The sequence below is a fragment of the Siphonobacter curvatus genome (assembly GCF_002943425.1).
Classification (GTDB): domain Bacteria; phylum Bacteroidota; class Bacteroidia; order Cytophagales; family Spirosomataceae; genus Siphonobacter; species Siphonobacter curvatus.
Window position 1 is genome coordinate 901,071 of sequence record NZ_PTRA01000001.1, and the last position, 23,055, is coordinate 924,125.

Here is a 23,055-nt window from a genome sequence, read left to right on the forward strand (position 1 = left end):
ACGAAGAAAAGATTAGAAGCTCAGTTGAATACCAAAGACGAATTTTTTGCTGAACGGATACTTCGTACCCACTTCACCCGTGCCCGGAATGTCCGGATCAATGCCCGAAAACTTGGTAAGGGTGAACAGGTTATCCGCCGACGCTGTCAGCCGAAGGCCCCCCAGCTTAGCTTTCTGCAGGAGTTCTGAAGGGAAGTCATAGCTCAGACTGATGTTCCGTAGTCGCAGGTAATTGCCATTTTCCAGAAAGCGGGACGAAGGCCGCTGCGAGTTGTTATTGCCACCCAGTACGTAGCGGGGGTGCGTGGCCACGTCGCCGGGCTGTTGCCAGCGGGACCAGCCATTAGACAGAGCCATGAGGCTGTAACGATCGTAGGCTCCATCGCTGTCGAACAATTGACGATCCCCGTTGTAGATCATCGCTCCGGTTGAGTACGAGAAGAAAGCATTCAGTTCCAGGTTTTTCCAGGTCAGTACCTGCCGGATTCCACCGAAGAGTTTGGGGTTGGCGTTACTGCCGATGAATTGCAGGGTGGCTTCGTTATAATTCCCCGTTGAACTGGCCGTCCCGTCGGCATTGACTTTCTCCCACAACGGATTGCCCGTTTGTGTATCCACGCCCAGCCAACGCCGCATGTACCAGCTATTCAGGGGTTGGTTCAGGGCGTAAGGCCGTAAGCTGTTCGCGATAAAACTGGTGTTTCCGTAGAGTTCCGTCAGCTCATTGCGGTTCATACCCGCGTTGATTTCCATCAGCCATTTAAAGTTCTTTTGCTGAATGACATCTCCGGAGAACACCACCTCCAGCCCCCGGTTTCGAACGGATCCGATGTTTTCGGTGATGTACGCGTACCCGCTCGTGCCCTGCAACGGACGGTTGAACAACAGATTGTTCGTCAAACGATTATACACATCCACCGTCACTGACAATCGCTTCCAGAGCGTCACATCCACCCCCAAGTTGGCATTATTGGAAACTTCCCAGGAAAGGTTCGGATTCTCAATTCGTGTGGGATAGGCCGAAGGCACGCCCGCGTACTGATCGGTCAAGTTGTACAGGCCCTGAGCTGCATAATCGCTGATGCCGTCGGCGTTGCCCGTAGTACCGTAGCTCAGGCGAAGTTTAAGATTATTGATGTTGCGGTGATTGGCTAGAAAGCTTTCGTTGGAAACATTCCAGGTAAAACCGACGGCGTAGAAATTCCCGAACTTCTTATTGCGACCAAACTTGGACGAGCCATCCCGCCGAAACGAGGTCGTCACGATGTACTTGTCGTTGTAGCCGTAATTAGCCTGAAACAAGTACGACGAAAACGCATTGTCATTTTTGGTACCCTGAATGCTCTCGGGTTGGGAGGCCGCATCCAGAATATCCAGCCCGGAAAAAATCCCCTTTCCCGTAGCACCCAGCGACTGGTAGTAATAGGTCTGGTACTCATACCCCGCTAATCCATCGAGCGTATGGCCCCCGGCAAATTCGTGTTTGAAACGGAGGAGGTTGGAAGTCAGCAGGGTATAATCCCGACTGTTAAACTGCGACAAGCGACCCTGTACGTCAGCGGCACTGTTGCCCCGAGCGTCCTCAGTACTTTCGGTTTCGTAAAACGTAGTTTGAGCCCGATTGGTCATCGAAAGCGTCAGCCAGGGCAGAAGTTCATATTCCGCTTTGAATAACACGTCGCCAGCCAGTGTATTTTCTTTGAACTTCTCAAACTGCTGGTTGTAAATGAAGTTCGCGTTATCGCGACCGTACCAGGTTTTAGCTCCCGTAATAGGGTTGTAGGGTTTTCCCTCATAATACGGATCATCGTAGGGCAGATAGGTATACGCTCCGTACAGGGAACCGCCGCTGTTGTCGTAGCCCCGCGTATACGTACCCGCTGTGTTGAGCGTTAGGTGCAGTTTTTCGGTTACATCGTGGTTGAAATTGAGCCGCAGACCGAAGCGATCTAATCCGGTCTCCTTCAAAATCCCTTCTTCCTGATAATAGTTACCGCTGATGAAAAAACGGGTCTTGTCCGAGCCTCCCGAGGCGTTCAGCTCGGCCAGCGTGTTGGACGCCGTGCGGAAGGCCTGATCAAACCAGTTGGTATTGGCATTGGCTTCGGGTGTGGGCAGAAAGCTGTTAATGTTCTGACCGGGGCGATCCCGTTCGAAGGCCTGTTTCTGTACGGCATATAATTCCGGACCATTCAGCAGCCGAAAATTCCCCAGATTCAGGGTACCAATCCCTTTGTTAAGCCGGGCCGTGAGTTTCGTTTTGCCCGCTGCCCCCCGCCGGGTCGTCACGACAATCACGCCATTGGACGCCCGTGCCCCGTACAAAGCAGTGGCCGAAGCATCTTTCAACACCGTAAGCGACTCAATATCGCTGGGGTTGGGGATTCCGCCAATGACACCATCCACCACGTACAGGGGATCGGAACTGGCGGTAAGCGTACCTACGCCGCGAATGATGATTTTCGGAGCACTCCGCGGATCACCGGAATTGGAGCCCACCTGCACACCAGCGGCTTTGCCCTGTAACATCTGCGATATATTGTTCGCCGTAACGTCTTTCAGATTTTTGGGCGTAATGGCCTGAGCCGATCCGGTCAGGTTCTTCTGCGTGGTGGAGCTATAGCCCAGTACAACCACTTCGTCGAGCTGCGTATCTGATTTTTTAAGCGAAATGTCCAGCGTTGTTCGGTTTTCAACGGGTAAGGAGGCGTTTTCGTATCCGATGGAGCTGAACTCCAGTACCGCCGTCGGTCCGACCTGAATCGTAAATTGACCATTGGCGTTGGTCGTCGTGCCTTGCAGCGTACCCCGAACCACGACACTGACGCCGGGTAAGGGCTGGCCCGTATCGTCACGAACGGTTCCGGTGAGCGAGATCTGCTGGGCAAAACTGCACAGACAGAACATCAGCCCTAACAAACTCAGGGAGAATTGTTTCATCGTTTTTTCTAGCTAAGTGAATGTATGAATCGACTTAAAACTTCAGGAAAGGGCACAGCAATACTGCCCTTGAAACGCTTCAAAGTAGGGTTGGAGTGAATGCAGGACATTCACCAGCAAAAGGAGTCATGGAGCCAGATCTGCCCGAAAGTCAGGGCCGATTCCGGAGATGGCGTTCGAGAATTGGATTAGTGTTCAGACGAAAAAGGAATGTCCCCAAAGCAGTTCATAGGAGTATCGTTTGTGAAATAAGAAGAGGAAGTGCGGCGTGTTCCTGCTGGAATCTGGAATGAAAGTACAACGCAAAAGATGGAAAGTAAAGAGCCTCACAGGTACTGGGAGGGCGGAAATTGGGCCTGAAAACATGTGCAAACGTTTGCTACGGGATGAACAACCGTTTGTGCAAAAACTAATAAATTCTTCGGTAAAAAGTAATTTAGGCGTACCGATACATCGCCGTACTACTTTTCTGCCGTAGGATCGTTGGTGCAGGCTAGTAAAAGCTTTAAATTCATTGGAAAAAGCGGGCTCTGAATAATCGTTCAGAACGCCTTTTCTTAACCCGAATGGTCATTTCTGAAGAAACTTTCCCGAACTTTGCCCGCCCCTTACACGTTCGGGGATTTGGAAACAATACACACTGATGTTCCTGACTATTATGAAATCAAAGCTTCACCGCGTTCGGGTAACGCAGGCGGAGCTCAATTACGTAGGTAGTATTACCATCGATGAGGACTTGATGGAAGCAGCGAACCTGCTTGAAAATGAGAAGGTTCAGATTGTCAATAATAACAATGGTGAGCGTTTTGAAACGTACGTTATCAAGGGGGAACGGGGAAGCGGGACGATTTGTCTAAACGGAGCCGCGGCTCGCCGGGCTCAGGTTGGGGACATTATCATCATCATCGCTTACGCCATGATGACTCCCGAAGAGGCGAAAGATCACAAGCCCATGGTCGTTTTTCCGGATGCCAATAATCATCTGGTGAAATAAAAAGGACCACCGATTAGTAGTAGAAGATGATGGTTTTTGCCGGGAGGTGATTCGGAAACGGGTCACCTCCTTTATTTTTGCCGGAAACCGGTCTGCTTACAGCGAATCATCGCATGAAAAACGTATTACAATATCTTGTCTTTCTGGGTCTGGCGGCGGGCCTGACCTGGTACGCCATCCACTCGGGTACCATCAATCCAGAACAATTGTGGGCTGATGTCTCGCAGGCTGATTTTCGCTGGGTGGGGGTTATGATGCTGCTGACCTTCGTGGCTCACGGAAGCCGGGCCGCCCGCTGGCGAATTTTACTGGAACCGCTGGGCTATCATCCGTCGTTTCTGCGAACCAATACCGCCGTCTGGCTGGGCTACTTTGCGAACAACCTCGTACCCCGATTGGGCGAAGTAACCCGTTGCAGTGCTTTGTACAAAAGCGATGAAATTCCCATCGAAAAATCCCTGGGTACGGTCGTTACCGAGCGAATTTTCGACGTGCTTTCCTTATTTATCCTCTTGGGAATCAATTTATTGCTGGACTTTGATCGACTACTGGCCTTTATCCAGCGGTCTACTTCAGCTACACCCGACTCCGAAAGCGGGGTACCCGTACTAATCTGGATTGTACTGGGACTGCTGATCGTCGGTGGATTGACAGTCTTCTTTCTCTGGGAACGTTTGCTTGAGTTGGCTATCGTAAAAAAGCTAGCGAAAGCGGGGCAGGGGCTACTGGCGGGTTTACTGAGTATTCGGAAATTACGCCAACCCGGTCTGTTTCTGTTTTATACGGTGATGATCTGGGGCATGTACTACGTGATGGGCTACGTGCTTTTCTTTGCGATACCCAAGTTTGCGGACCTCTCGCCGCTGGTGGCTCTGACCATTATGACCACTGGGGCACTAGCCATGATTTTACCGACACCCGGTGGCGTAGGGTCGTATAATGCCTTTGTTGCCTTTGCCCTGCATTCCATTTATCAGTTACCCGAGGCCGATAGTGGCACACTGGCCACCTTCATTCAAAGCTCGCAAATGCTCAGCACGCTGGCCATTGGCCTGGTTTTCTTAGTAATTTCTGTGATCAGTCGGCCCAGTCGCAAGGCGGTCGTCAGTCAACCGTAGGTTTTACCGCCCGTGTGGTCCGCATCATTGATGCACGGATGCCCAAATTTGTAGGCTTCGCCTACGCAATTCATGACGAGAACCCATGCACACAGCTTCAAAAATTAAAACCCTCGCCGAAGCGATTCCTCAGTTGGTAGAATGGAAAACCAGCGGTCAGCGAATTGTCTTTACCAATGGCTGCTTTGATATTGTACACTTAGGTCATGTCGACTACCTCGAAAAAGCCCGTAATCTGGGCGATCGGCTAGTACTTGGCCTGAATACGGATGCTTCAGTATCCCGGATCAAAGGACCGCTTCGCCCCGTCGTCAATGAATACGCCCGGGCCCGTTTGATGGCTTCGCTGGCCTTTGTGGATACTGTCATTTTGTTCGATGAACCCACGCCAAAAGAGCTGATTGAGTCCATTAATCCTGACATTTTGGTCAAAGGGGATGACTACACCGTCGAAACCATTGTTGGTTCGGATTTTGTATTAGGTAATGGTGGCGAGGTGAAAACGGTACCCTTAGTACAAGGTTTTTCAACTTCAGCGTTAATTGAGAAAATAAAGACTAGTTTTTGAAAGTTTGAATAGAGTATGAGGTTTGAGTAAATAGGTTAAAGTTTGAACCAGTTGTATTTGAGGTTTAAATAGCTTTTGAAACCGATAGAACGCTGTACAGCATTAAACCCTCAAACCCTCAAACCTGAAACTTAAATACGTCCTAGTCTAATAAACCACTATAACTATGGCAGGAGCATATTTAATTGGTATAATCTTCATGGTGATCAGCATGCTGGTCAGCTGGCGATTACGTAGCAAATTTGCTGAATACTCACAGGTAGGCCTGGCGGTTGGCCTCTCCGGGAAAGAAATCGCTGAGAAAATGTTGCGGGATAACGGGATTTATGACGTACGGGTATTGTCCGTAGAAGGTCAGCTTACCGACCACTATAACCCGGCGGATAAAACCGTAAACCTCAGTAATGATGTGTACTACGGCCGCAGTGTGGCCGCCGCTGCCGTTGCTGCTCACGAATGCGGACACGCCGTACAGCACGCTACGGCCTATAGCTGGCTGCAATTCCGGAGTTCAATGGTACCTTTTCTGAGCATTGCGTCAAGCTGGATGCAGTGGATCATCCTGGGAGGTATTCTTTTATTGAATACTACACCCATTCCGCTGGCGATTGGGGTGGCCCTATTTGCGGCGACGACGCTTTTCAGCTTTATCACGCTGCCTGTGGAGTACGATGCATCCAATCGGGCTCTGGCCTGGATTGAAAGAACCGGCGTAGCAACGCCTCGGGAACACGAAATGGCATCCGATGCTTTGAAATGGGCTGCTCGTACGTACGTAGTTGCTGCCCTTGGTTCGTTGGCTACGTTGCTGTACTACGTAAGCTTATTGATGGGTGGCCGTAGAAGCGACTAGTTTTTTATAGCTAAACCAAATACTTAGCCTGACTTTTTCAAAAAGTCAGGCTTTTTTTATATGAATTTCAAAGATCAGGGCCTTTGGCACGGTATTTTTGAACGATTAAGGCACGATTTAAAAAGGGCCGACGTTCCTTGATAGATAGAGAACCATTTAATACCGTAAAAGCCATGAATTATTCCTTCGCTACCCGTCGCCTTTTAGTAAAGCTCGGTTTAATTTGGAAACCCAGCCGCTCAACCAACGCCGTTCGCAAAACGACGTTACCCCTGAGCGTGTCAGGAGACAAATTCTTTAACGATTGGAAACTTTTAAACGGATAAATGGCTCTAGTAAAGAGCTTATTGAAATGTATACGCAAAAAGGCCGGATCAATTCCGGCCTTTTTGCTTTCGTAAGGATGAGTTTATTGGCGGCGAGCGGCAATGACGGCAATCTCTACACTAGCTCCTCCGGGTAAATCTGCCACGCCCACAGTGGTACGGGCCGGAAAATCCTTCTCAAAATATTTGGCGTACAGCGTATTGATTTTCTGAAAGTTCGCTAGGTCTTTCACGTAGATAGTAGTGTTGACTACATCCGACCAACTCAGCCCAGCCGCTTTGAGGATTTGCTGAATATTTTGCATGATTTGGGGAACTTCCCCATCTACGCCTCCCGCAACCAGTTTTTTCGTATCCGGATTAATACCGACCTGCCCCGCAACGAAAACCAAACCGTTGGCTTCCACGGCCTGACTATACGGACCAATGGGAGCGGGGGCAGCATCCGTTTGATGGACTTTTTTCTGGGCAAACGCAACGGTAGAAGCTACCAGTATCAACGAGAGCGTAAGGAGACGTAGTACCATAACAATTGAATTTAGGCTTTAGCCAGTTTGGAGTGTTTACGTCCGTAGCTGAAGTATATGACGAGTCCAATCAGTAGCCAAGCCACAAAAGCTCCCCAGTTCCAGAAACCCAGTTCCGTCATCAGATAGAGATTCGTAAGGATTCCTAAAACCGGGAGCAAAGAAAATTTGAGGCGGTAACTTAGTACCGATAGAATGGCCCATACAATCCAGAACACAAACAATAGCGGCTTTTCTTCCATGGCCAGTACAAAGTGATTGGAATAAATGGCGAAAGCAATCGCGATAACAAAGCCGATGCCTACTACAAATTGGCCATTGATGTACGGAACCCGGAATTTAGAATATTTCGTCAGTCCCTGGTAATCGAGGTACAGCACCCCACAGCAGACCAGAATAAAGGCAAAGAAGGTGCCTACGCTGGTTAAGTCTACGAAAAAACCCATGTCAAAGAACATGGAAGGAATCGCGACCACTACGCCCGTAACGATCGTCGCAAACGAAGGCGTGTGATACTTCGGATGTACTTTCGAAAACTTGGGCCAGAGTAAACCGTCGCGGCTCATGGTCATCCAGATACGGGGCTGACCGAGCTGATACACCAGCAGGGCACTCGTAATGGCGATGACGGCCGAGACCGAAATCACCCCTGCCACAAAATCAAACCCTACTTTGTGAAAGACATACGCCAGCGGATCATCCACGTTCAATTCCTTGTAATGAACCATACCCGTCAGAATCAAGGTAATCAGCACGTAAAGCACGGTACAGATAATCAGGCAGTAAATCATGGCCTTGGGCATGTCCTGCTGGGGATTTTTACATTCTTCAGCAGTTGTAGAGATCGAGTCGAAACCGATGAACGCGAAGAATACCGCGGCTACGCCACTCAATACACCACTTACGCCGTTGGGGGCAAAGGGCGACCAGTTTTCGGGTTTTACGTAAAATACGCCGGCAACAATCACCAGCAGAATAACGGCCAGCTTTAAAGCCACCAGCATGTTACTGACGTTTTTGGACTCCTTGATTCCGATGTATACCAGAGCCGTTACCAGTACCGTGATAAGTCCTGCCGGTAAGTCACAGATGAGCTTGATTCCGCCAATGGAAGGAGCCGAGGCCCGAACCGCTTCGCTGGCGGAGGAGGGATCGACGGTGAGCCACCCGGGTAGATGAAGCCCAAAACCCGCCAGCATAGAAGAAAAATATTCCGACCAGGAAATAGCTACTACCATGTTGGAAACGGCGTATTCTAGGATCAGGGCCCAGCCGATAATCCAGGCAAATAATTCGCCGAAGGATACGTACGCGTACGTATACGCACTGCCCGAAACGGGTACGGTCGAAGCAAACTGAGCGTAACTCAACGCCGTAAATACGCAGGCAATGGCGGTGAAAACAAAAAGTAAGGATACGGCAGGACCGCCATCAAAACTGGCCCGACCAATGGTACTGAAAATACCGGCTCCAATGATGGCCGCAATCCCCAGAGAGGTTAAATCGCGAACACCCAACACTTTCGATAAGCCATGCGACTCACCGGTAGCGTCAGTGTTTAGTACTTGTTGAATGGATTTCTTACGAAAAAAGGAGTCGTTGGCCACGGATGCAATGGTGTTTCGTGAACGTAATTAGGGGCACTCTGCTGATCTCGGGAAAAAGAAGTCGCGAAATGAACGTATTCTTTCAAAGAAAAGTAAAAATATGCCCGGATGAAGTGAATAATCAGGTAAAAATAGGGAATCATCGGAAGTTGACAAGATTCAAGCGGCAGGAAATCAGTAGATATACCACCTGAGCCAAGCTATACGTTTAAAGGGAGCGGGCCAGCAGGCATGTACATTTGCCGGTGAAACTCTACCTTTGCCTAAAGTTTTCAATCACCTTTTTCGTACCGAAACGTGTCCATAGTTGTCAAGGAGCTTTCCAAAATATACGGGCCGCAGAAAGCGGTAGATCAGATTAGTTTTGAAGTAAAGCCGGGAGAAATTGTCGGTTTTCTCGGACCTAACGGGGCGGGGAAATCCACGACCATGAAAATTGCTACGGGGTACCTACGGCCTTCCAGCGGTACGGTCGAAGTCGCTGGCTACGACGTCACGCAGCATTCAATGGAAGTTCGGCAACATCTGGGCTACCTGCCGGAACACAATCCCCTGTATTTGGATCTGTACGTGAAAGAGTTTCTGCGTTCAATGGGAGCGTTGTACGGACTAAAAGGTGAAACGCTCAGCCGACGGGTGAACGAAGTCATTGAGCAGGTAGGGCTGGGGCTGGAACAACACAAACGCATCGGACAATTGTCGAAAGGGTACCGGCAACGCGTTGGACTGGCTCAGGCCCTGGTACACAATCCTCAGGTATTGATTCTCGACGAGCCCACCACGGGTCTGGACCCTAACCAGCTGGCTGAAATCCGGTCAGTTATCAAAAATATCGGTAGGGAGAAAACGGTACTGTTTTCTACCCACATCATGCAGGAAGTCGAAGCCATCTGCGACCGGGCCATCATCCTGAAGCGGGGTAAGCTGGTGGCGGATGAATCCATAGAATCCTTTCGGCAATCGGGCAAATCACTGGAAACCCTGTTCCGTGAACTGACGGCCTAGCGTAGGACTTAGACCTTCCGGTCTTCAATCGTATACCCTTACAAAGCAATCTCCTGAACCTGGTTCGTACTCTACGCACTCGGTTCAAGAGATTTTAGCAATAATGTGTATGTGATTGGTAGTCAGTGGATTGGGTTCGAGCTATCGAGCTTAATTGGTCTTAAAAACGAATTAAAATCCTTCCTTCGGTAAGCCAAGATCCTGAGAAGATAGTTTGTACTACAAACTCAAAACTTGAACCATGAAAGGATTAGCTTGTGTTGCTTTACTCGTAGTTTCAAACGCTTTTATGACATTGGCCTGGTACGGACACTTGCAGGTCAAACAATGGCCCCAACTGGCCAAACTTTCGCTATTCGGCGTCATTGCCCTGAGTTGGGGACTCGCCTTTTTCGAATACGTCTTCCAGGTGCCCGCCAATCGGATCGGCTCCGAGGAAACGGGAGGGCCGTTTACGCTCTTTCAGCTCAAGATTATCCAGGAAGTAGTATCGCTGACGGTCTTTACGCTCATGACCGTTTACCTGTTTAAAACCGATCACCTGGCCTGGAACCACGCCGTCGGATTTGTCTTCCTGATCATTGCGGTGTTTTTCATTTTCAAGAAATGGTAAGCACTTCTTCTGTGGTACCGCAGCCTTCCCGACAAAGTCTATCCGCACTGGACAAAGCGAATTTTCTGCTGGCCGACGTTCGCGATGGGATGGGGCCTTATTTAGCCATTTATTTGATGGTGACGCTACGGTGGCAACCCCAGGACATTGGTATTGCTATGTCCGTCATGGGAATCACAACCGTTGTTATGCAGACGCCCGCCGGAATACTGGTGGATCGTACCACGCGTAAAAAGTTATTTACGGTGCTGGCTTCCCTGTTAATGGCAGTAGCCGCCTTACTCACCATTACGGTTCCAACGTATCCGGTGATTATGGCAGGTCAGGCACTAATGGGTATTTCGGCAGCCTGGTTCGGCCCTGCGGTGGCAGCCATTACGCTGGGCTTAGTCGGACATCAGGCACTCGATGCCCGCATTGGTCGTAATGAAACCTTTAATCACGCCGGGAATGTAATCGCTGCCTTACTGGCGGGACTCATTGGCCATTTTCTCAGTAGTAAAGGCATTTTCGTCCTGCTTGCCGTCATGTCTCTGCTCAGTAGCATCAGCATCTGGCAAATCAAAGACGGGGAAATCAACCACGAACTGGCTCGTGGCAGTGGGGAGAGTGATCACAAAACGGATGAAAGTCCCTGGCGGTCGCTGCTACGTAGGCCTTCTCTATTACTCTTTGCTTTAGCTTGTGTCCTGTTTCATTTTGCGAATGCGGCCATGCTACCCCTGTTAGGGCAACGGCTCTCGCTAAAAGCCCAGGCGGGCGAAGCCTCCGTCTATATGTCGGCCTGTATCGTTGTCGCTCAGATTGTCATGATACCTGTCAGTGCCTGGGTTGGAAAACATGCTTCCAAGGGTCGTAAACGTATTTTGTTGGTCGCCTTCCTGGTTTTGCCCATTCGTGGGGTACTATATACGCTAACCAACGACGAGATTTTATTGGTATGCATTCAGGTACTAGACGGAATAGGAGCTGGTATTTTCGGGGTTTTATCGATCCTGATTGTATCGGATTTAACGAAGGGTACCGGATTGTTCAATACCACGCAGGGAGCTATTGCCACGGCCGTTGGATTAGGGGCTTCGCTGAGTAATGCGTTTGCGGGCTTTCTGCTCCAGCGTAGTAATTTCCAAACGGTATTTCTGGTTTTGGCCAGTATTGCGTTAGTCGCTTTGCTGCTGGTGTGGTGGGGCGTCCCCGAAACAAAAGCGGCGGAAGCGTCAGCACAATAATTTTGAACAACTGCTCGGGGACTCATCAGGCCTGGGCAGTTGTTTTTTCTTCCCAACACTCTTGATTGGTAGGGCTCTTCTCTCTTTGTCAGACTTCATTTCTTTTGATACGGCTCTGCTGAGGCAGGCGACTTTCTACGCTTAACTTCTTCACCCAGTTGACAAGAGTCTGTTCTCAACTTTCCTCGGCAGGCCATCCCTTTTTAAGTTCCCACACTCAGAAGAATGGACTACGCCAGTCTGTGTGAATCCTTCCTATTAAACTGAATTTAGAGAAATGATTTTATTGTCTATCAAGTTGATATATTGAATTATTGACGATATTAAGTGTTTATAATTTCATTTATTGTTTTATTTTATCTTGAATTATGATTTTTGTAGTTATAAATGTTAATTATTAATTTTAAAACTATGTATTGGTATAGTTGGATTACATAGAATATAGTATTGGTTAATGCTTGTATTTCGTAATGAAAAATAGGTAATTGATAGAAAATCGAAATAATATTTGAATATTGTATAGGTTTTTGTAATATTGATCCCAGATTCTACAAAAATTGGCTTCTTCCCATTAATCTTAACCAAACATGAATGCTCTTTCTTCACGCTCTAACACTCCCCTGAGCTAAGCTCTGCTCGAATCCGTAGCTGCTTTTCCGGCCTGGCTGTCAGGTGGGATGGGACTGTATTTCATTCACAAAACGCGTACACATCTCATGAACAAACGTTTATCTATTTTGCTATTGCTGTTGAGTAGTCTCTGGGCAACCGCTCAGGATCGGCAGCTGACGGGCGTGATTACTTCTTCGGAAGATGGGCAGCCGTTGCCAGGGGTATCGATTTCGATCAAGGGCACCGCCAAGGGTGCTACCACCAATGCCGACGGAGCGTACCAGCTGGCTGTATCTTCGGGCAATACGCTGGTATTCAGTTATGTGGGTTTTACGAGTAAGGAAGTAGTGCTGGGGGATGAAAGTACGCTGAACATCCAGCTACAAATGAACGCCAGTAGCCTGAGCGAAGTCGTGGTAACGGCCTTGGGCATTACGCGAGAAAAGAAAGCCCTGGGATATTCGGTACAGGAAATCGGGGGTAAACAACTAACACAGGCTCGGGAGACCAACCTGGTGAATGCCCTGTCGGGTAAAATTGCCGGCGTACAGGTAACCAACTCCAACGGAGCACCGGGAGCTTCCTCACGGATGCTGATTCGCGGAGCTAACTCCATTGGTAGTAACAACCAGCCTCTGTTTGTAGTGGATGGAGTACCTATCGACAATAGCAACTATGGTTCGGGAACGGGCGTGGATTACGGGAACGGTGCCGGTTCGCTCAACCCCGACGATATTGAAAGCATGAGTGTACTGAAAGGCCCCTCCGCAGCGGCTTTGTATGGTTCGCGTGGAGCGAACGGCGTGGTACTGATCACGTTAAAGAGTGGTCGGGGATCCAAAGGAATTGGCGTTTCGGTGAATTCCAATACGACGTTCGATACGCCCTTCCGTCAGCCTGAATGGCAAAACGAATACGGTCAGGGGGCTAAAGGCTTATTCAAATTTGTGGATGGTCGCGGAGCGGGCGTGAACGATGGCGTGGATGAAAGCTGGGGCCCCAGACTAGACGGTCGCCTGATCGAGCAGTTTGATTCGCCCGTAGTGAATGGCGTGCGTACAGCAACACCCTGGGTAGCTCATCCAGATAACGTCAACCAATTCTTCCGAACCGGTAAAACGTATACGAATAACGTTTCCGTAACCGGTGGCAGCGACAAAGGCGATTTTCGTCTGTCGCTTACCGATCTGAATCAGTCAGGTATTCTGCCTTTCACGAACTATAAACGTCAGACGGTTTCGTTAAATGCCGGTTGGAACTTAACGCCGAAACTGAACATCCGGGCCACGGGTAATTACGTGAAAGACGGTAGCGATAACCGTACGAACTGGGGGCTGTACTTTATCTGGTTTGGTCGTCAGGTGGATATGGAAAACCTGAAGAATTACACGGCTCCGGGTAGTATTTACCAGAATAACTGGAATTACAATTACTGGACGAACCCCTATTACCAGTTAGCCAATAGCAAGCGGGAAAACGAAAAAGATCGTCTGTACGGAAACATTTCGGCTACGTACAAACTTACCGACTGGCTGTCTTTGATGGCTCGTACGGGAACGGATTACTACGCCGACCGTCGCAAAACGAAAAATGCGGCCCGTACCTCAAACCTGTTTGATGGCTACAATGAAGAGCAAATCTTCGTGCGGGAATCCAACTCGGATTTCCTGTTAAACGCTACGCATAAATTCGGTGAGTTTGACCTGACGGCTAATATCGGGGGCAACCACCGGAAGAATTTCTATCAGCGGGATTACATGTCAGCGGCGGAATTGGCCATTCCCCGGGTGTGGAACATGGGTAACTCCCGACTGCGTCCGGTAACGGAAAACTCATACAGTCAGAAGGTGGTGAATAGCCTGTACGCTTCGGCGAACATTGGCTTCCGGAATTATCTCTTCATTGACCTGACGGCTCGTAACGACTGGTCGAGTGCGTTGCCTAGCAGCAACCGTTCGTACTTCTATCCTTCGGCGGCCGTAAGTGCCGTACTGACGGATATGTTCAATGTACAGTCTTCCTTCCTGTCGTTTGCTAAAATTCGGGGCGGTATTGCCCGGGTAGGTAACGATACGGACCCTTATAACCTGATGCAAACCTACGAGTACGCGAATGCCTGGGGTAGTCTGGCTTCTCTGAAAGAAAGCAACGGCCTGCTGAATCCGGAATTAAAGCCGGAGTTGACCAGCTCGTACGAAATCGGTACGGAACTTAAATTCTTCCAAAACCGGATTGGACTGGACCTGACGTACTACGATAAGCAGTCGTTCAACCAAATTCTGAAAGTGGATGTATCCAATGCGACGGGTTTCTCTTCTAAACTGCTGAACGCAGGTCGTTTGCAAAACCGGGGTATCGAAATTCAACTGACAGGTACAGCGGTGAAAACCAACAGCTTCAAGTGGGACATTGCCCTGAACTGGGCCCGCAACCAGAACAAAGTCGTTGAGTTGGCTCAGGGACTGACGACCTACACGCTCGGAACGGTTCGCGGCATGGGCATCGAAGCTCGGGTCGGACAACCCTACGGAACCTTCTTTGGACAAGGTTTTCAACGGGCCCCGGACGGACAAATCGTATACGACCAGAGTGGGTATCCCGTGATTAATCCGGTACGTCGTGTGTTGGGTAACTTCACACCCAAGTGGATCGGCGGTCTGCAAAATACCTTCACCTACAAAAACCTGTCGCTGACGACGCTCATCGATATGAAGCAGGGCGGAGACATTTTCTCGCAAACCATCAATATTGGTCGCTACACGGGCGTGTTGAAGGAAACCACGGTAGGTCGGGAAACGGGTATTGTGGGACAAGGGGTAGTCAACGTTGGTACAGCGGCTAATCCGGAATACGTACCGAATACGAAAAACATTTCGTCGGAAGAATGGCACCACAAGTACTACCTGCTGACCAACAACGAAGAAACCATTTTTGATGGTAGTTACGTGAAGCTTCGCGAGGTACGCCTGACCTACGTCTTCCCCGGAAAAGTATTCAAGCGTCTGCCCTTCCGTGACATCACGATTTCAGCAGTAGGCCGGAACCTGGCTCTGCTGCATAGCAACATCCCGCACATCGATCCCGAAACGAGCTATTACAACGACGGTAACCTGCAGGGGATTGAAAACGGACAGATTCCGACCACCCGTTCCGTTGGTTTCAACATCAGCTTAAATCTGTAACAGTTTCTGACATGATACGCATTTTTCATTCATTCCGATATAAGGCCGCATTGGCGTTTGTACTGGTTGGCTTATCCGCCTGTACGGGTGAGTTCGACCAAATGAATACCAACCCGAACAACCCGACCACGGCTTCGGCAGAACTTTTCATGCCGCATGGTATCCAGACGGCCGTCGATGCTTACTGGGGTGGTTCGCTAGGCATGGACGTAGGAAACCTGGTCCCGCAGCATTGGGCTCGGATTCAGTATACCGATGTCGATCAGTATACCACTTCCAATGACGTTGCGAACGCGGGCTGGAGTAATTTCTATATTGAAGCTCTGGCCGATTACCAGCGTATTTACAAGATTAGCCAGGAGACGGGAAATACGAATTATCAGGCCGTCGCCACCATTCTGCGGAGCTGGGTATTTACCCTGCTTACGGATGTGTACGGAGATATTCCGTATTCAGACGCCATCAAAGGCATGGAAGGGACATTACAACCTAAGTATGATGCTCAGAAAGACGTCTACGCTGGTCTGATAGCGGAACTGAAAACGGCTGCGGAACTTATCAATACCACGGATAAAAGCAAAGCGATTGCGGGGGATATCCTGTTCAATGGCGATCTGACCAAATGGAAGAAATTCGCCAACTCGCAAAGCCTGCGTATATTAAACCGAATGCTGGCAAAAGCGGATGCTCCGATTGATGTGAAAGCCGAAATCGAACGTATTCTGAAAGATCCGACGAAATATCCGGTACTGACTTCCAATGCCGATAACGTGCAATTGGTGTACCTGAATGCGGCTCCGAGTAATAATCCCGTGAACGAAAACCGCAAAACGCGGGATGACCACCGGGTGAGTGCGACGTTGGTGAATAAACTGAAAGGGATGGAAGATGCCCGACTGAAAGTATACGCTAATCTGCCCGCCGATGGGGGTGATTACAAGGGCGTACCCAACGGGCTTTCGGCATCGGATGCCAACGCTCTGGGTTTGTCAAAAACGTCGAAAGTGGGGGATTACTTCGTATCGGCTACGGCTCCAGGCGTAATCATGACCTATGCTGAATTGCTGTTTATTAAAGCCGAATTTGCGTATAAGGGCATTACCTGGGCTGGCGAAGCGGCTACCCTCTATACGGATGCCATTAAAGCTTCGCACGCTCAGTATGGCCTCACGGCATCGGATGCGTATCTGACGGCGAATGCCTTCAAAAGTGGTACGGCGGGTTATACCCAACTGATTGAGCAGAAATGGATTGCTCTGTACGGGCAGGGCGTGGAAGCCTGGACGGAATATCGCCGGACGGGTATTCCCGTGCTGACGCCTCCGACGCTGAATACGAATGGTGGTGTCATACCCACGCGGTTGCCTTACCCGGGTTCGGAAGAATCGCTCAACTATACCAATTTCAGCGAAGCTCTGAAACGTCAGGGCGGCCAGAACGACAAAAAACTGAAGTTATGGTTTGCTAAATAGTATAGGAATCATTCAGGTGAGTACTGGGAGAGAAAACCTGAATAGAGGATGGTAACAAAAAGCCCGACCAGCTGGTCGGGCTTTTTGTTTAGGTATTTAATAAAAGATTATCGATGAGTCGAACCTTACCCAAATGCACCGCAATACACAGAGCTGCGGGTTGTTCCGGCTGATGATCTTCCAGAGGAAGGAGGGTTTCAATATCCGCAATTTCAAAGTATTCCAGTTGGAAAGCGGGCTGGGCCGCGAAGGCTTCGCGTACCTGAGCTTTCACTTCGGCAGGTGGTGTACCTTGCTCCAGGGCCGTTTTCGCCCGTTGAAGCTCCGCCTGGATAAAAGGAGCCAGGGTCCGTTCGTCAGAAGTCAGGTTACGGTTCCGCGATGACATGGCCAGTCCATCCGTTTCGCGTACAGTAGGGGCGATCACCAGCTCAATCGGAAAACTCAGATCCTGAATCAATCGCCGGACAATCAGACACTGTTGCAAATCTTTCTGTCCGAAATACGCCCGCGTGGGTTGTACTAGGTGAAAAAGTTTGGAAACCACGATACCCACGCCATTGAAATGACCTGGTCGGAAGGCTCCTTCCAGCACGCGTTCGAGGGTACCGAAATCAAAGGTCAGCACGGGTTGACTGGGGTACATTTCTACCGCGGAGGGAGCAAATACCACATCACAACCAGCGGCTTCCAGCAGGGCACAGTCCTGTTCGAGCGTACGCGGGTAACGGGCTAGGTCGTCGGCGTTATTAAATTGAATCGGATTGACGAAAATACTGCAAACCACTACCGCATTCTCCTGCCGGGCCCGGCGGATCAACTGCAGGTGTCCTTCGTGTAAAGCCCCCATCGTCGGAACAAAGCCAATGGATTCCGTGGAGCGGGTCAGGTAGGTTCGTAATTCAGCCTGGGTAAAAATCAGCTGCATGGGATAGTTCAGAAAGAAAAGCGTGTATGAAGTACTGGTAATCAGCGTTAGTAAAGCGGTAAACTAAGTCGAAAGGGTAAAAAGTTCAGGAAGCTAAAAACTTGCAAGTATAGTTTTTCTGAAATTAATTCATGGATTTTAGCCATTTTTTTTATATTTTTGCAAGCGAATTTGGAATATCCTTACCCATTTCGTAAACTCTTGAAGCCCCATGAGTAAACTCCGGATTTTGTACGTTGCCAGTGAGATCAATCCCTTTCTTCAAATCACAGACGTTGCCGAATACGTGCGAAAACTTCCCCAGGCGATGCAAGAGCGGGGCATGGAAATCCGGATACTGGTTCCCCGGTTTGGACTGATTAACGAACGCAAAAATCGCCTTCATGAAGTCGTCCGCCTTTCCGGAATCAATATTTCAGTCGGGGACGACGAAAAGCCGCTGGTTATTAAAGTGGCTTCCGTTCCAAGTGCCAAACTGCAGGTCTACTTTATTGACAACGAAGACTATTTCCACCGGAAATCAGTATTCTTCGATAAAGACGAGAAATTCTACGATGATAACGACGAACGGGCCATTTTCTTTTGCAAAGGCGTGATTGAAACCGTTCGAAAATTAGGCTGGTCTCCCGATATCGTTCACTGTAACGACTGGATGACGGCTTTGATTCCGCTGTATCTGAAAACGACCTACCGCAATGATCCCATGTTTAAGGACACGAAGTCGGTATTTTCAGTCTACAACAACCCCTTTAGTTACAAATTTACTGAAGAGCTGCTCGACAAGGTGAAAGCCATGGACATCGAAGATGACATGTTATCCAGCCTGAGCTCGCTCGATTACGATGGCTTTATTAAAATTGGTGCTCAGTACGCCGATGTCGTCGTAAAAGCGGAGGAAGATTACAGCGAAAGCGTTAATCAAATTCTGAATGACATTCCTGATAAGAAGGTAGAATTACCCGAAGAACAGGAAGAAATGTCCGATAAATTTTACTCCCTTTACACGGAGTTAATGAGTTAGGAAGAAGGGATGATCTCCTAAAACAGGCTAGCCGCCCGTCGTAAGACAGGCGGCTTTTTTTGTGTCTTCTTCGCAGGAAATGATAACTTTTTATGAAGTAAAGTGATACGTAAAGACAGGCATTTTTCTGTGCAATGAATTAGCAATTAGAAGGATGTGTTTACGGTCCTTTTGGGCAGTTGAAAGTATTGATAAAAGGTAGTGTTAAGCAACAAAATGGAAGTGTATCTTTGCCCCCCCCCCCCTTTAAAATTGTCCATTTTACCTCCATTGAAATGATTTTACCTTTACCTACCCGTATCCCTTTAGATAACTTTATACGTCTACATTTTTTCACTATTAAAAGACGTACTCAGGGATTTACTTTAGTCTGGTTTTTCCTCTTCATCAGTCTTTTCTCGCAGGCACAAACCGTACCGTTGAGCTGCGGAACACCTGCTCCTAAAAACAATACTGAATTTAGAGAGTGGATCAAACGTTCCAAAATGGCTGGTGGAAGAGTAGCTACTACGCCCGTTACGATACCCCTTGCCTTTACCATTCTCCGACCATCGGCTGAAGCTGGCCGGGCGGTGAATGCCGATGAAAAGCACTACATCGCTCAAAACATGTACTGGCTGGAAAAATTTTACCGGGGCAGTAATATCAGCTTTTACATTACTTCTGTAAAAATACTTGCAAACACGGCCTATCATGAAGGAGAGGTTGATCCACTCACGTACGTGAATCAACTGGAAAAAAATGCGGCTAACGTCATCATATCTTCTATGAGAAATGGTATTTATGTCGGTTACGCAGGATACGCTTATTATCCATCTTCCATCGGTCAAGGCTCAAACCTGATTGTTTTAAATGAAAATAGTTATAAATATCAGGATAACTTATTGCCCCACGAAATAGGCCATTACCTGAATCTTTATCACACTTTTGACGCCGTAGGTGGGAACGAATTAGTGGATGGTTCCAACTGTGCAACGGCCGGAGATATGGTTTGTGATACGCCCGCCGATATAACAGGTGTAGCCGGCATATCAATCAGTAATTGCGTGTATACGGGTACTCCTGTGGATGCGAAAGGTATGTTATATAAGCCCGATACGAAAAACCTGATGAGTTACTGGCATTCGTATGGCTGTCAGACCGATCATTTTTCAGCGGGGCAGTTTGATCGGGCGTATAATGGCTATTGGTTTCGAATGAACAACCCGGGGTACGGTGATGATCAATACAATCTTTCAGCCAGTCCCAAAGGCTCTGCTTATAATCTAAAACTTCAACGGGCTGATGCAACCAATTTGGCCCTCGTTTTCGAGACGCAGCAAACGGAAGATAACCTAGGTTTTCTGGTTGAGTATGCCGATAGTGAAAAGGGTCCTTGGCAAATTAGCCCCACTATTTTAAACTCTTCAGAGGCACAATACCCTATAGATCTTGGGAAAGAGAACTTCTTTCGAATAAGACCTTTATCCTCACCCTATTATTCAAACGTCGCCAAATACACGCCCGGAAAACCACAAGAGTTGTACGTTGACTATCTTCCTGGTGATCAGGTTTATCGGGAAAACCTTTCGTTTCAGTTGAAAGTACGGGCCAGTTCGGGTTTACCCGTCACGTATCGCTTGCTTGCGGGGAATGCAGAACTCAGTGAACAGGGACTATTGAAGATAAAAGGACCCAGTTGGATTAATATTGAAATTGCTCAAAAAGGCAATGAGGAATGGGAACCCTATTGGACCACTTATTCCATGCAGGTATCGAAAGCAGTGCAACAAGTCGACCTGAGTACGATTACCCCTAAAACCTTTGGTGATCCACCTTTTGAAATTACAGCTACGGCGAGTTCCGGTCTGCCTATAGTGTATGCAGTGGCAGGTCCTGCCACCCTATCGGGCAACCGCGTGACGATCACTGGAGCCGGCCAAATTCTGATCAGTGCGTATCAGCAGGGAAATGCAAACTATATGTCTGCCGAAGCCCGGCAATACATTACGGTAGCCAAAGCTAATCAGAGTATACAGTTTGACGCAATTAGTTCGAAAACCTACGGGGATGCTCCTTTTACGCTGTCGGCTCGTGCTTCCACGGGTTTACCCGTAACGTTTGAAAAAAGCGGACCGGTACAGATTTCGGGTAATCAGGTCACCCTGACCGGAGCGGGGGAAGCGACGATCCTGGCCAAACAGCCGGGCAACGAGAACTACAACGCCGCCCCAGAGGTCCTGCAAAAACTCAGCATTGCCAAAGCCGAACAAACCCTTTCGCTGGCGGCCATTCCGGATAAAACCATTGGCGATCCTGATTTTCAGCTGGAGGTACGAACGTCTTCGGGATTACCGGCGGTACTGACCGTTAGCGGCCCCGCCGAAGTAGTGGGTACGACGGTAAAACTGAAAGGAGCGGGTCAGGTGACGATCACTGCCAGTCAGCCCGGTAACGAAAATTACCTACCCACGGCCGCTTCCGTAAGCCAGCGATTTACCGTAGCCAAAGGCAATCAGACGGTTCGTATGCAACCCATAGCCGATCGTACCTACGGGGATGGCGATATTATGGTCGGGGCCTCAGCCAGCTCGGGCTTGCCCGTAGCCATTACGGTGACGGGGCCCGCCTCGGTAGCCGATGGTTCGCTTAAGATTACCGGAGCGGGTACGGTAACGGTTACCATTGCTCAGAGTGGTAATGATAGCTATTATCCAGCTCCATCGGTTACCCAAACGTTTACCGTGCATAAACTCAAACAGCAGATTTCGCTTGACGAACTAGCCAATCGTACGTACGGGGATGTGGATTTCGATCTTTCCGCTCGAATTAACTCCGGCTTAGGGTTGCAAATCAGTAGTACGGGACCCGTAGTTCTTACCGGGACGAAAGTCCGAATTACCGGTGCGGGCGTGGCTCGGATTACGCTCAACCAACCCGGTGACGCCAATCACGAAGCAGCCCCGGAGGTGAGTCGCGAGTTTACTATTGTGAAACGACAGCTGGTCTTGACGTTCCCGGAGCTGGGAACGCGAGACTATTCCAGTACCCCCTTTGCGTTACAGGCCCAAAGTAACGCCACCTTACCGGTTCAGTACCAGGTGAAAGGCCCCGCCCAGCTGCTGGAAGGTAATCGTTTACAACTAACGGGGATTGGTGAAGTGAAAATAACGGCTCTACAGGCGGGGGATGCCAACCATGAAACGGCCCAGCCCATCACACGGACGTTTACCGTACAGAAAGCCCGGCAGCTTATTGCGTGGGAAACGGTCGCTTCGCTTGCGTTCGGCAAGGGAACCTACAGCCTGCCGACGCTCAGTAACACGCAGTTGCCCATCCAGTATCGGGTTGTTAGTGGTCCGGCTACGGTTGCTGGGGCAACGCTGAGTTTTACGGATTACGGAAAAGTAACTGTAGTAGCCAGCCAGCCGGGCGATGATAAACACCTCGCCGCTCCGGAGCTGAGCCAGACCTTCTGCGTTAATCCTGAAAAGCCCACCATTACGGCGGAAAACAGTCTTACATTGGTATCCTCCAGCCCGTATCGGAATGTATGGCTACTGGGTAACGATACGCTGAGTAATGAAACGCAGCAGAAAATCCGGGTTACCCGTCCGGGTGAGTACCGGGTGCTGGCGTACAATCCGGATGCCAGTTGCCAGTCGGTACAGACGTCTAATGCCTTCCAACTGATCATTACTTCGGTAGAACCCCGTGCGACTACATCCGTAACCCTGGCACCCAACCCGGCTCGGGATGAAGTGTTGTTGCAGGTACAACTAAAACCTGCTCTGCGTACACCCACCTACGTGCTGTACAATTCGCTGGGGAAAGCCGTGACCGCCGAACAGCCTTTAACGTATCTGAATGAGGCTTACCAGGGCCGCCTGACCGTTCGATCCCTACCGGCGGGCCTGTACCTGGTTCGTATTACAACAGCGGACGAGCATTTAATGTATAAACTCATCGTTAATCCCTAATCCACACGATCCAACTTCAGCCCTGTTCGTTAGTATGACGGGCAGGGCTGAAGTTGGATCGTATTGGTCTTGAGCAGACTGAATCAAGGTCCTTATGTAAA

Annotated in this window: 16 protein-coding genes; 12 read left to right on the plus strand and 4 right to left on the minus strand. The window is 49.3% G+C overall.

Annotated features, from left to right (window positions below; genetic code table 11):
- Positions 1-12: 12 nt before the first annotated feature.
- Positions 13-2,940 (minus strand): SusC/RagA family TonB-linked outer membrane protein, encoded by a 2,928-nt coding sequence (locus tag C5O19_RS03625; protein ID WP_104709944.1) that lies wholly within the window; start codon positions 2,938-2,940, stop codon positions 13-15.
- A gap of 643 nt (positions 2,941-3,583) precedes the next feature.
- Between C5O19_RS03625 and panD the strand changes: the two genes are divergently transcribed.
- The 5 genes from panD to C5O19_RS25925 all read left to right on the plus strand — a co-directional run bounded on the left by panD (position 3,584) and on the right by C5O19_RS25925 (position 6,799).
- Positions 3,584-3,934, plus strand: a complete 351-nt coding sequence (gene panD, locus C5O19_RS03630) for an aspartate 1-decarboxylase (protein ID WP_104709945.1) — start codon at positions 3,584-3,586, stop codon at positions 3,932-3,934.
- Positions 3,935-4,047: 113 nt separating this feature from the next.
- On the plus strand, positions 4,048-5,052 hold the full coding sequence (locus C5O19_RS03635) for a lysylphosphatidylglycerol synthase transmembrane domain-containing protein (protein ID WP_104709946.1): 1,005 nt from the start codon (positions 4,048-4,050) through the stop codon (positions 5,050-5,052).
- Between the two features lie 85 nt (positions 5,053-5,137).
- A complete protein-coding gene (gene rfaE2, locus C5O19_RS03640) occupies positions 5,138-5,620 on the plus strand; it encodes a D-glycero-beta-D-manno-heptose 1-phosphate adenylyltransferase (protein WP_094809140.1) in 483 nt (160 codons plus the stop codon).
- A 166-nt stretch (positions 5,621-5,786) separates the two neighbouring features.
- Entirely contained in the window at positions 5,787-6,473 is a 687-nt protein-coding gene (locus C5O19_RS03645; protein ID WP_104709947.1) for a zinc metallopeptidase, read from the plus strand.
- Positions 6,474-6,646: 173 nt separating this feature from the next.
- Positions 6,647-6,799, plus strand: a complete 153-nt coding sequence (locus C5O19_RS25925; RefSeq protein ID WP_165795927.1) for a hypothetical protein — start codon at positions 6,647-6,649, stop codon at positions 6,797-6,799.
- A gap of 83 nt (positions 6,800-6,882) precedes the next feature.
- Here C5O19_RS25925 and C5O19_RS03650 read toward each other — a convergent pair whose 3' ends face one another.
- Together C5O19_RS03650 and C5O19_RS03655 are read right to left on the minus strand one after the other, a co-directional pair.
- Entirely contained in the window at positions 6,883-7,326 is a 444-nt protein-coding gene (locus tag C5O19_RS03650; protein WP_104709948.1) for a Rid family detoxifying hydrolase, read from the minus strand.
- 11 nt (positions 7,327-7,337) lie between these two features.
- On the minus strand, positions 7,338-8,933 hold the full coding sequence (locus tag C5O19_RS03655) for an amino acid permease (RefSeq protein WP_104709949.1): 1,596 nt from the start codon (positions 8,931-8,933) through the stop codon (positions 7,338-7,340).
- A gap of 297 nt (positions 8,934-9,230) precedes the next feature.
- On the opposite strand from C5O19_RS03655, the gene C5O19_RS03665 reads away from it, so the two are divergent.
- From C5O19_RS03665 to C5O19_RS03685, 5 genes are all read left to right on the plus strand, one after another.
- Entirely contained in the window at positions 9,231-9,938 is a 708-nt protein-coding gene (locus tag C5O19_RS03665; RefSeq protein WP_104709950.1) for an ATP-binding cassette domain-containing protein, read from the plus strand.
- A 241-nt stretch (positions 9,939-10,179) separates the two neighbouring features.
- The gene (locus C5O19_RS03670) at positions 10,180-10,551 is read left to right on the plus strand and encodes a DMT family protein (protein WP_094809134.1); all 372 of its coding nucleotides are present in this window, start codon (positions 10,180-10,182) and stop codon (positions 10,549-10,551) included.
- On the plus strand, positions 10,545-11,780 hold the full coding sequence (locus C5O19_RS03675; protein WP_104709951.1) for an MFS transporter: 1,236 nt from the start codon (positions 10,545-10,547) through the stop codon (positions 11,778-11,780). The genes C5O19_RS03670 and C5O19_RS03675 overlap by 7 nt, the downstream gene beginning before the upstream one ends.
- A gap of 716 nt (positions 11,781-12,496) precedes the next feature.
- Positions 12,497-15,574 (plus strand): SusC/RagA family TonB-linked outer membrane protein, encoded by a 3,078-nt coding sequence (locus C5O19_RS03680; RefSeq protein WP_104713859.1) that lies wholly within the window; start codon positions 12,497-12,499, stop codon positions 15,572-15,574.
- Positions 15,575-15,585: 11 nt separating this feature from the next.
- Positions 15,586-17,046, plus strand: a complete 1,461-nt coding sequence (locus C5O19_RS03685; protein WP_104709952.1) for a SusD/RagB family nutrient-binding outer membrane lipoprotein — start codon at positions 15,586-15,588, stop codon at positions 17,044-17,046.
- Between the two features lie 88 nt (positions 17,047-17,134).
- On the opposite strand, the gene panC is transcribed toward C5O19_RS03685, so the two are convergent.
- On the minus strand, positions 17,135-17,974 hold the full coding sequence (panC, locus tag C5O19_RS03690; RefSeq protein WP_104709953.1) for a pantoate--beta-alanine ligase: 840 nt from the start codon (positions 17,972-17,974) through the stop codon (positions 17,135-17,137).
- Between the two features lie 211 nt (positions 17,975-18,185).
- Between panC and C5O19_RS03695 the strand changes: the two genes are divergently transcribed.
- Together C5O19_RS03695 and C5O19_RS03700 are read left to right on the plus strand one after the other, a co-directional pair.
- Positions 18,186-18,995: a glycogen/starch synthase gene (locus C5O19_RS03695; RefSeq protein ID WP_094809146.1), complete on the plus strand. Its 810-nt coding sequence runs from the start codon at positions 18,186-18,188 to the stop codon at positions 18,993-18,995.
- A gap of 485 nt (positions 18,996-19,480) precedes the next feature.
- Positions 19,481-22,954 (plus strand): zinc-dependent metalloprotease, encoded by a 3,474-nt coding sequence (locus C5O19_RS03700; RefSeq protein WP_165795928.1) that lies wholly within the window; start codon positions 19,481-19,483, stop codon positions 22,952-22,954.
- The last annotated feature ends 101 nt before the right edge of the window (positions 22,955-23,055 follow it).

Bases quoted from the DNA above. Each gene is read 5' to 3' on its own strand.
- C5O19_RS03625 (WP_104709944.1), bottom strand. From the start codon at position 2,940: ATGAAACAATTCTCCCTGAGTTTGTTAGGGCTGATGTTCTGTCTGTGC.
- panD (WP_104709945.1), top strand. From the start codon at position 3,584: ATGTTCCTGACTATTATGAAATCAAAGCTTCACCGCGTTCGGGTAACG.
- C5O19_RS03635 (WP_104709946.1), top strand. From the start codon at position 4,048: ATGAAAAACGTATTACAATATCTTGTCTTTCTGGGTCTGGCGGCGGGC.
- rfaE2 (WP_094809140.1), top strand. From the start codon at position 5,138: ATGCACACAGCTTCAAAAATTAAAACCCTCGCCGAAGCGATTCCTCAG.
- C5O19_RS03645 (WP_104709947.1), top strand. From the start codon at position 5,787: ATGGCAGGAGCATATTTAATTGGTATAATCTTCATGGTGATCAGCATG.
- C5O19_RS25925 (WP_165795927.1), top strand. From the start codon at position 6,647: ATGAATTATTCCTTCGCTACCCGTCGCCTTTTAGTAAAGCTCGGTTTA.
- C5O19_RS03650 (WP_104709948.1), bottom strand. From the start codon at position 7,326: ATGGTACTACGTCTCCTTACGCTCTCGTTGATACTGGTAGCTTCTACC.
- C5O19_RS03670 (WP_094809134.1), top strand. From the start codon at position 10,180: ATGAAAGGATTAGCTTGTGTTGCTTTACTCGTAGTTTCAAACGCTTTT.
- C5O19_RS03675 (WP_104709951.1), top strand. From the start codon at position 10,545: ATGGTAAGCACTTCTTCTGTGGTACCGCAGCCTTCCCGACAAAGTCTA.
- C5O19_RS03680 (WP_104713859.1), top strand. From the start codon at position 12,497: ATGAACAAACGTTTATCTATTTTGCTATTGCTGTTGAGTAGTCTCTGG.
- C5O19_RS03685 (WP_104709952.1), top strand. From the start codon at position 15,586: ATGATACGCATTTTTCATTCATTCCGATATAAGGCCGCATTGGCGTTT.
- panC (WP_104709953.1), bottom strand. From the start codon at position 17,974: ATGCAGCTGATTTTTACCCAGGCTGAATTACGAACCTACCTGACCCGC.
- C5O19_RS03695 (WP_094809146.1), top strand. From the start codon at position 18,186: ATGAGTAAACTCCGGATTTTGTACGTTGCCAGTGAGATCAATCCCTTT.
- C5O19_RS03700 (WP_165795928.1), top strand. From the start codon at position 19,481: ATGGCTGGTGGAAGAGTAGCTACTACGCCCGTTACGATACCCCTTGCC.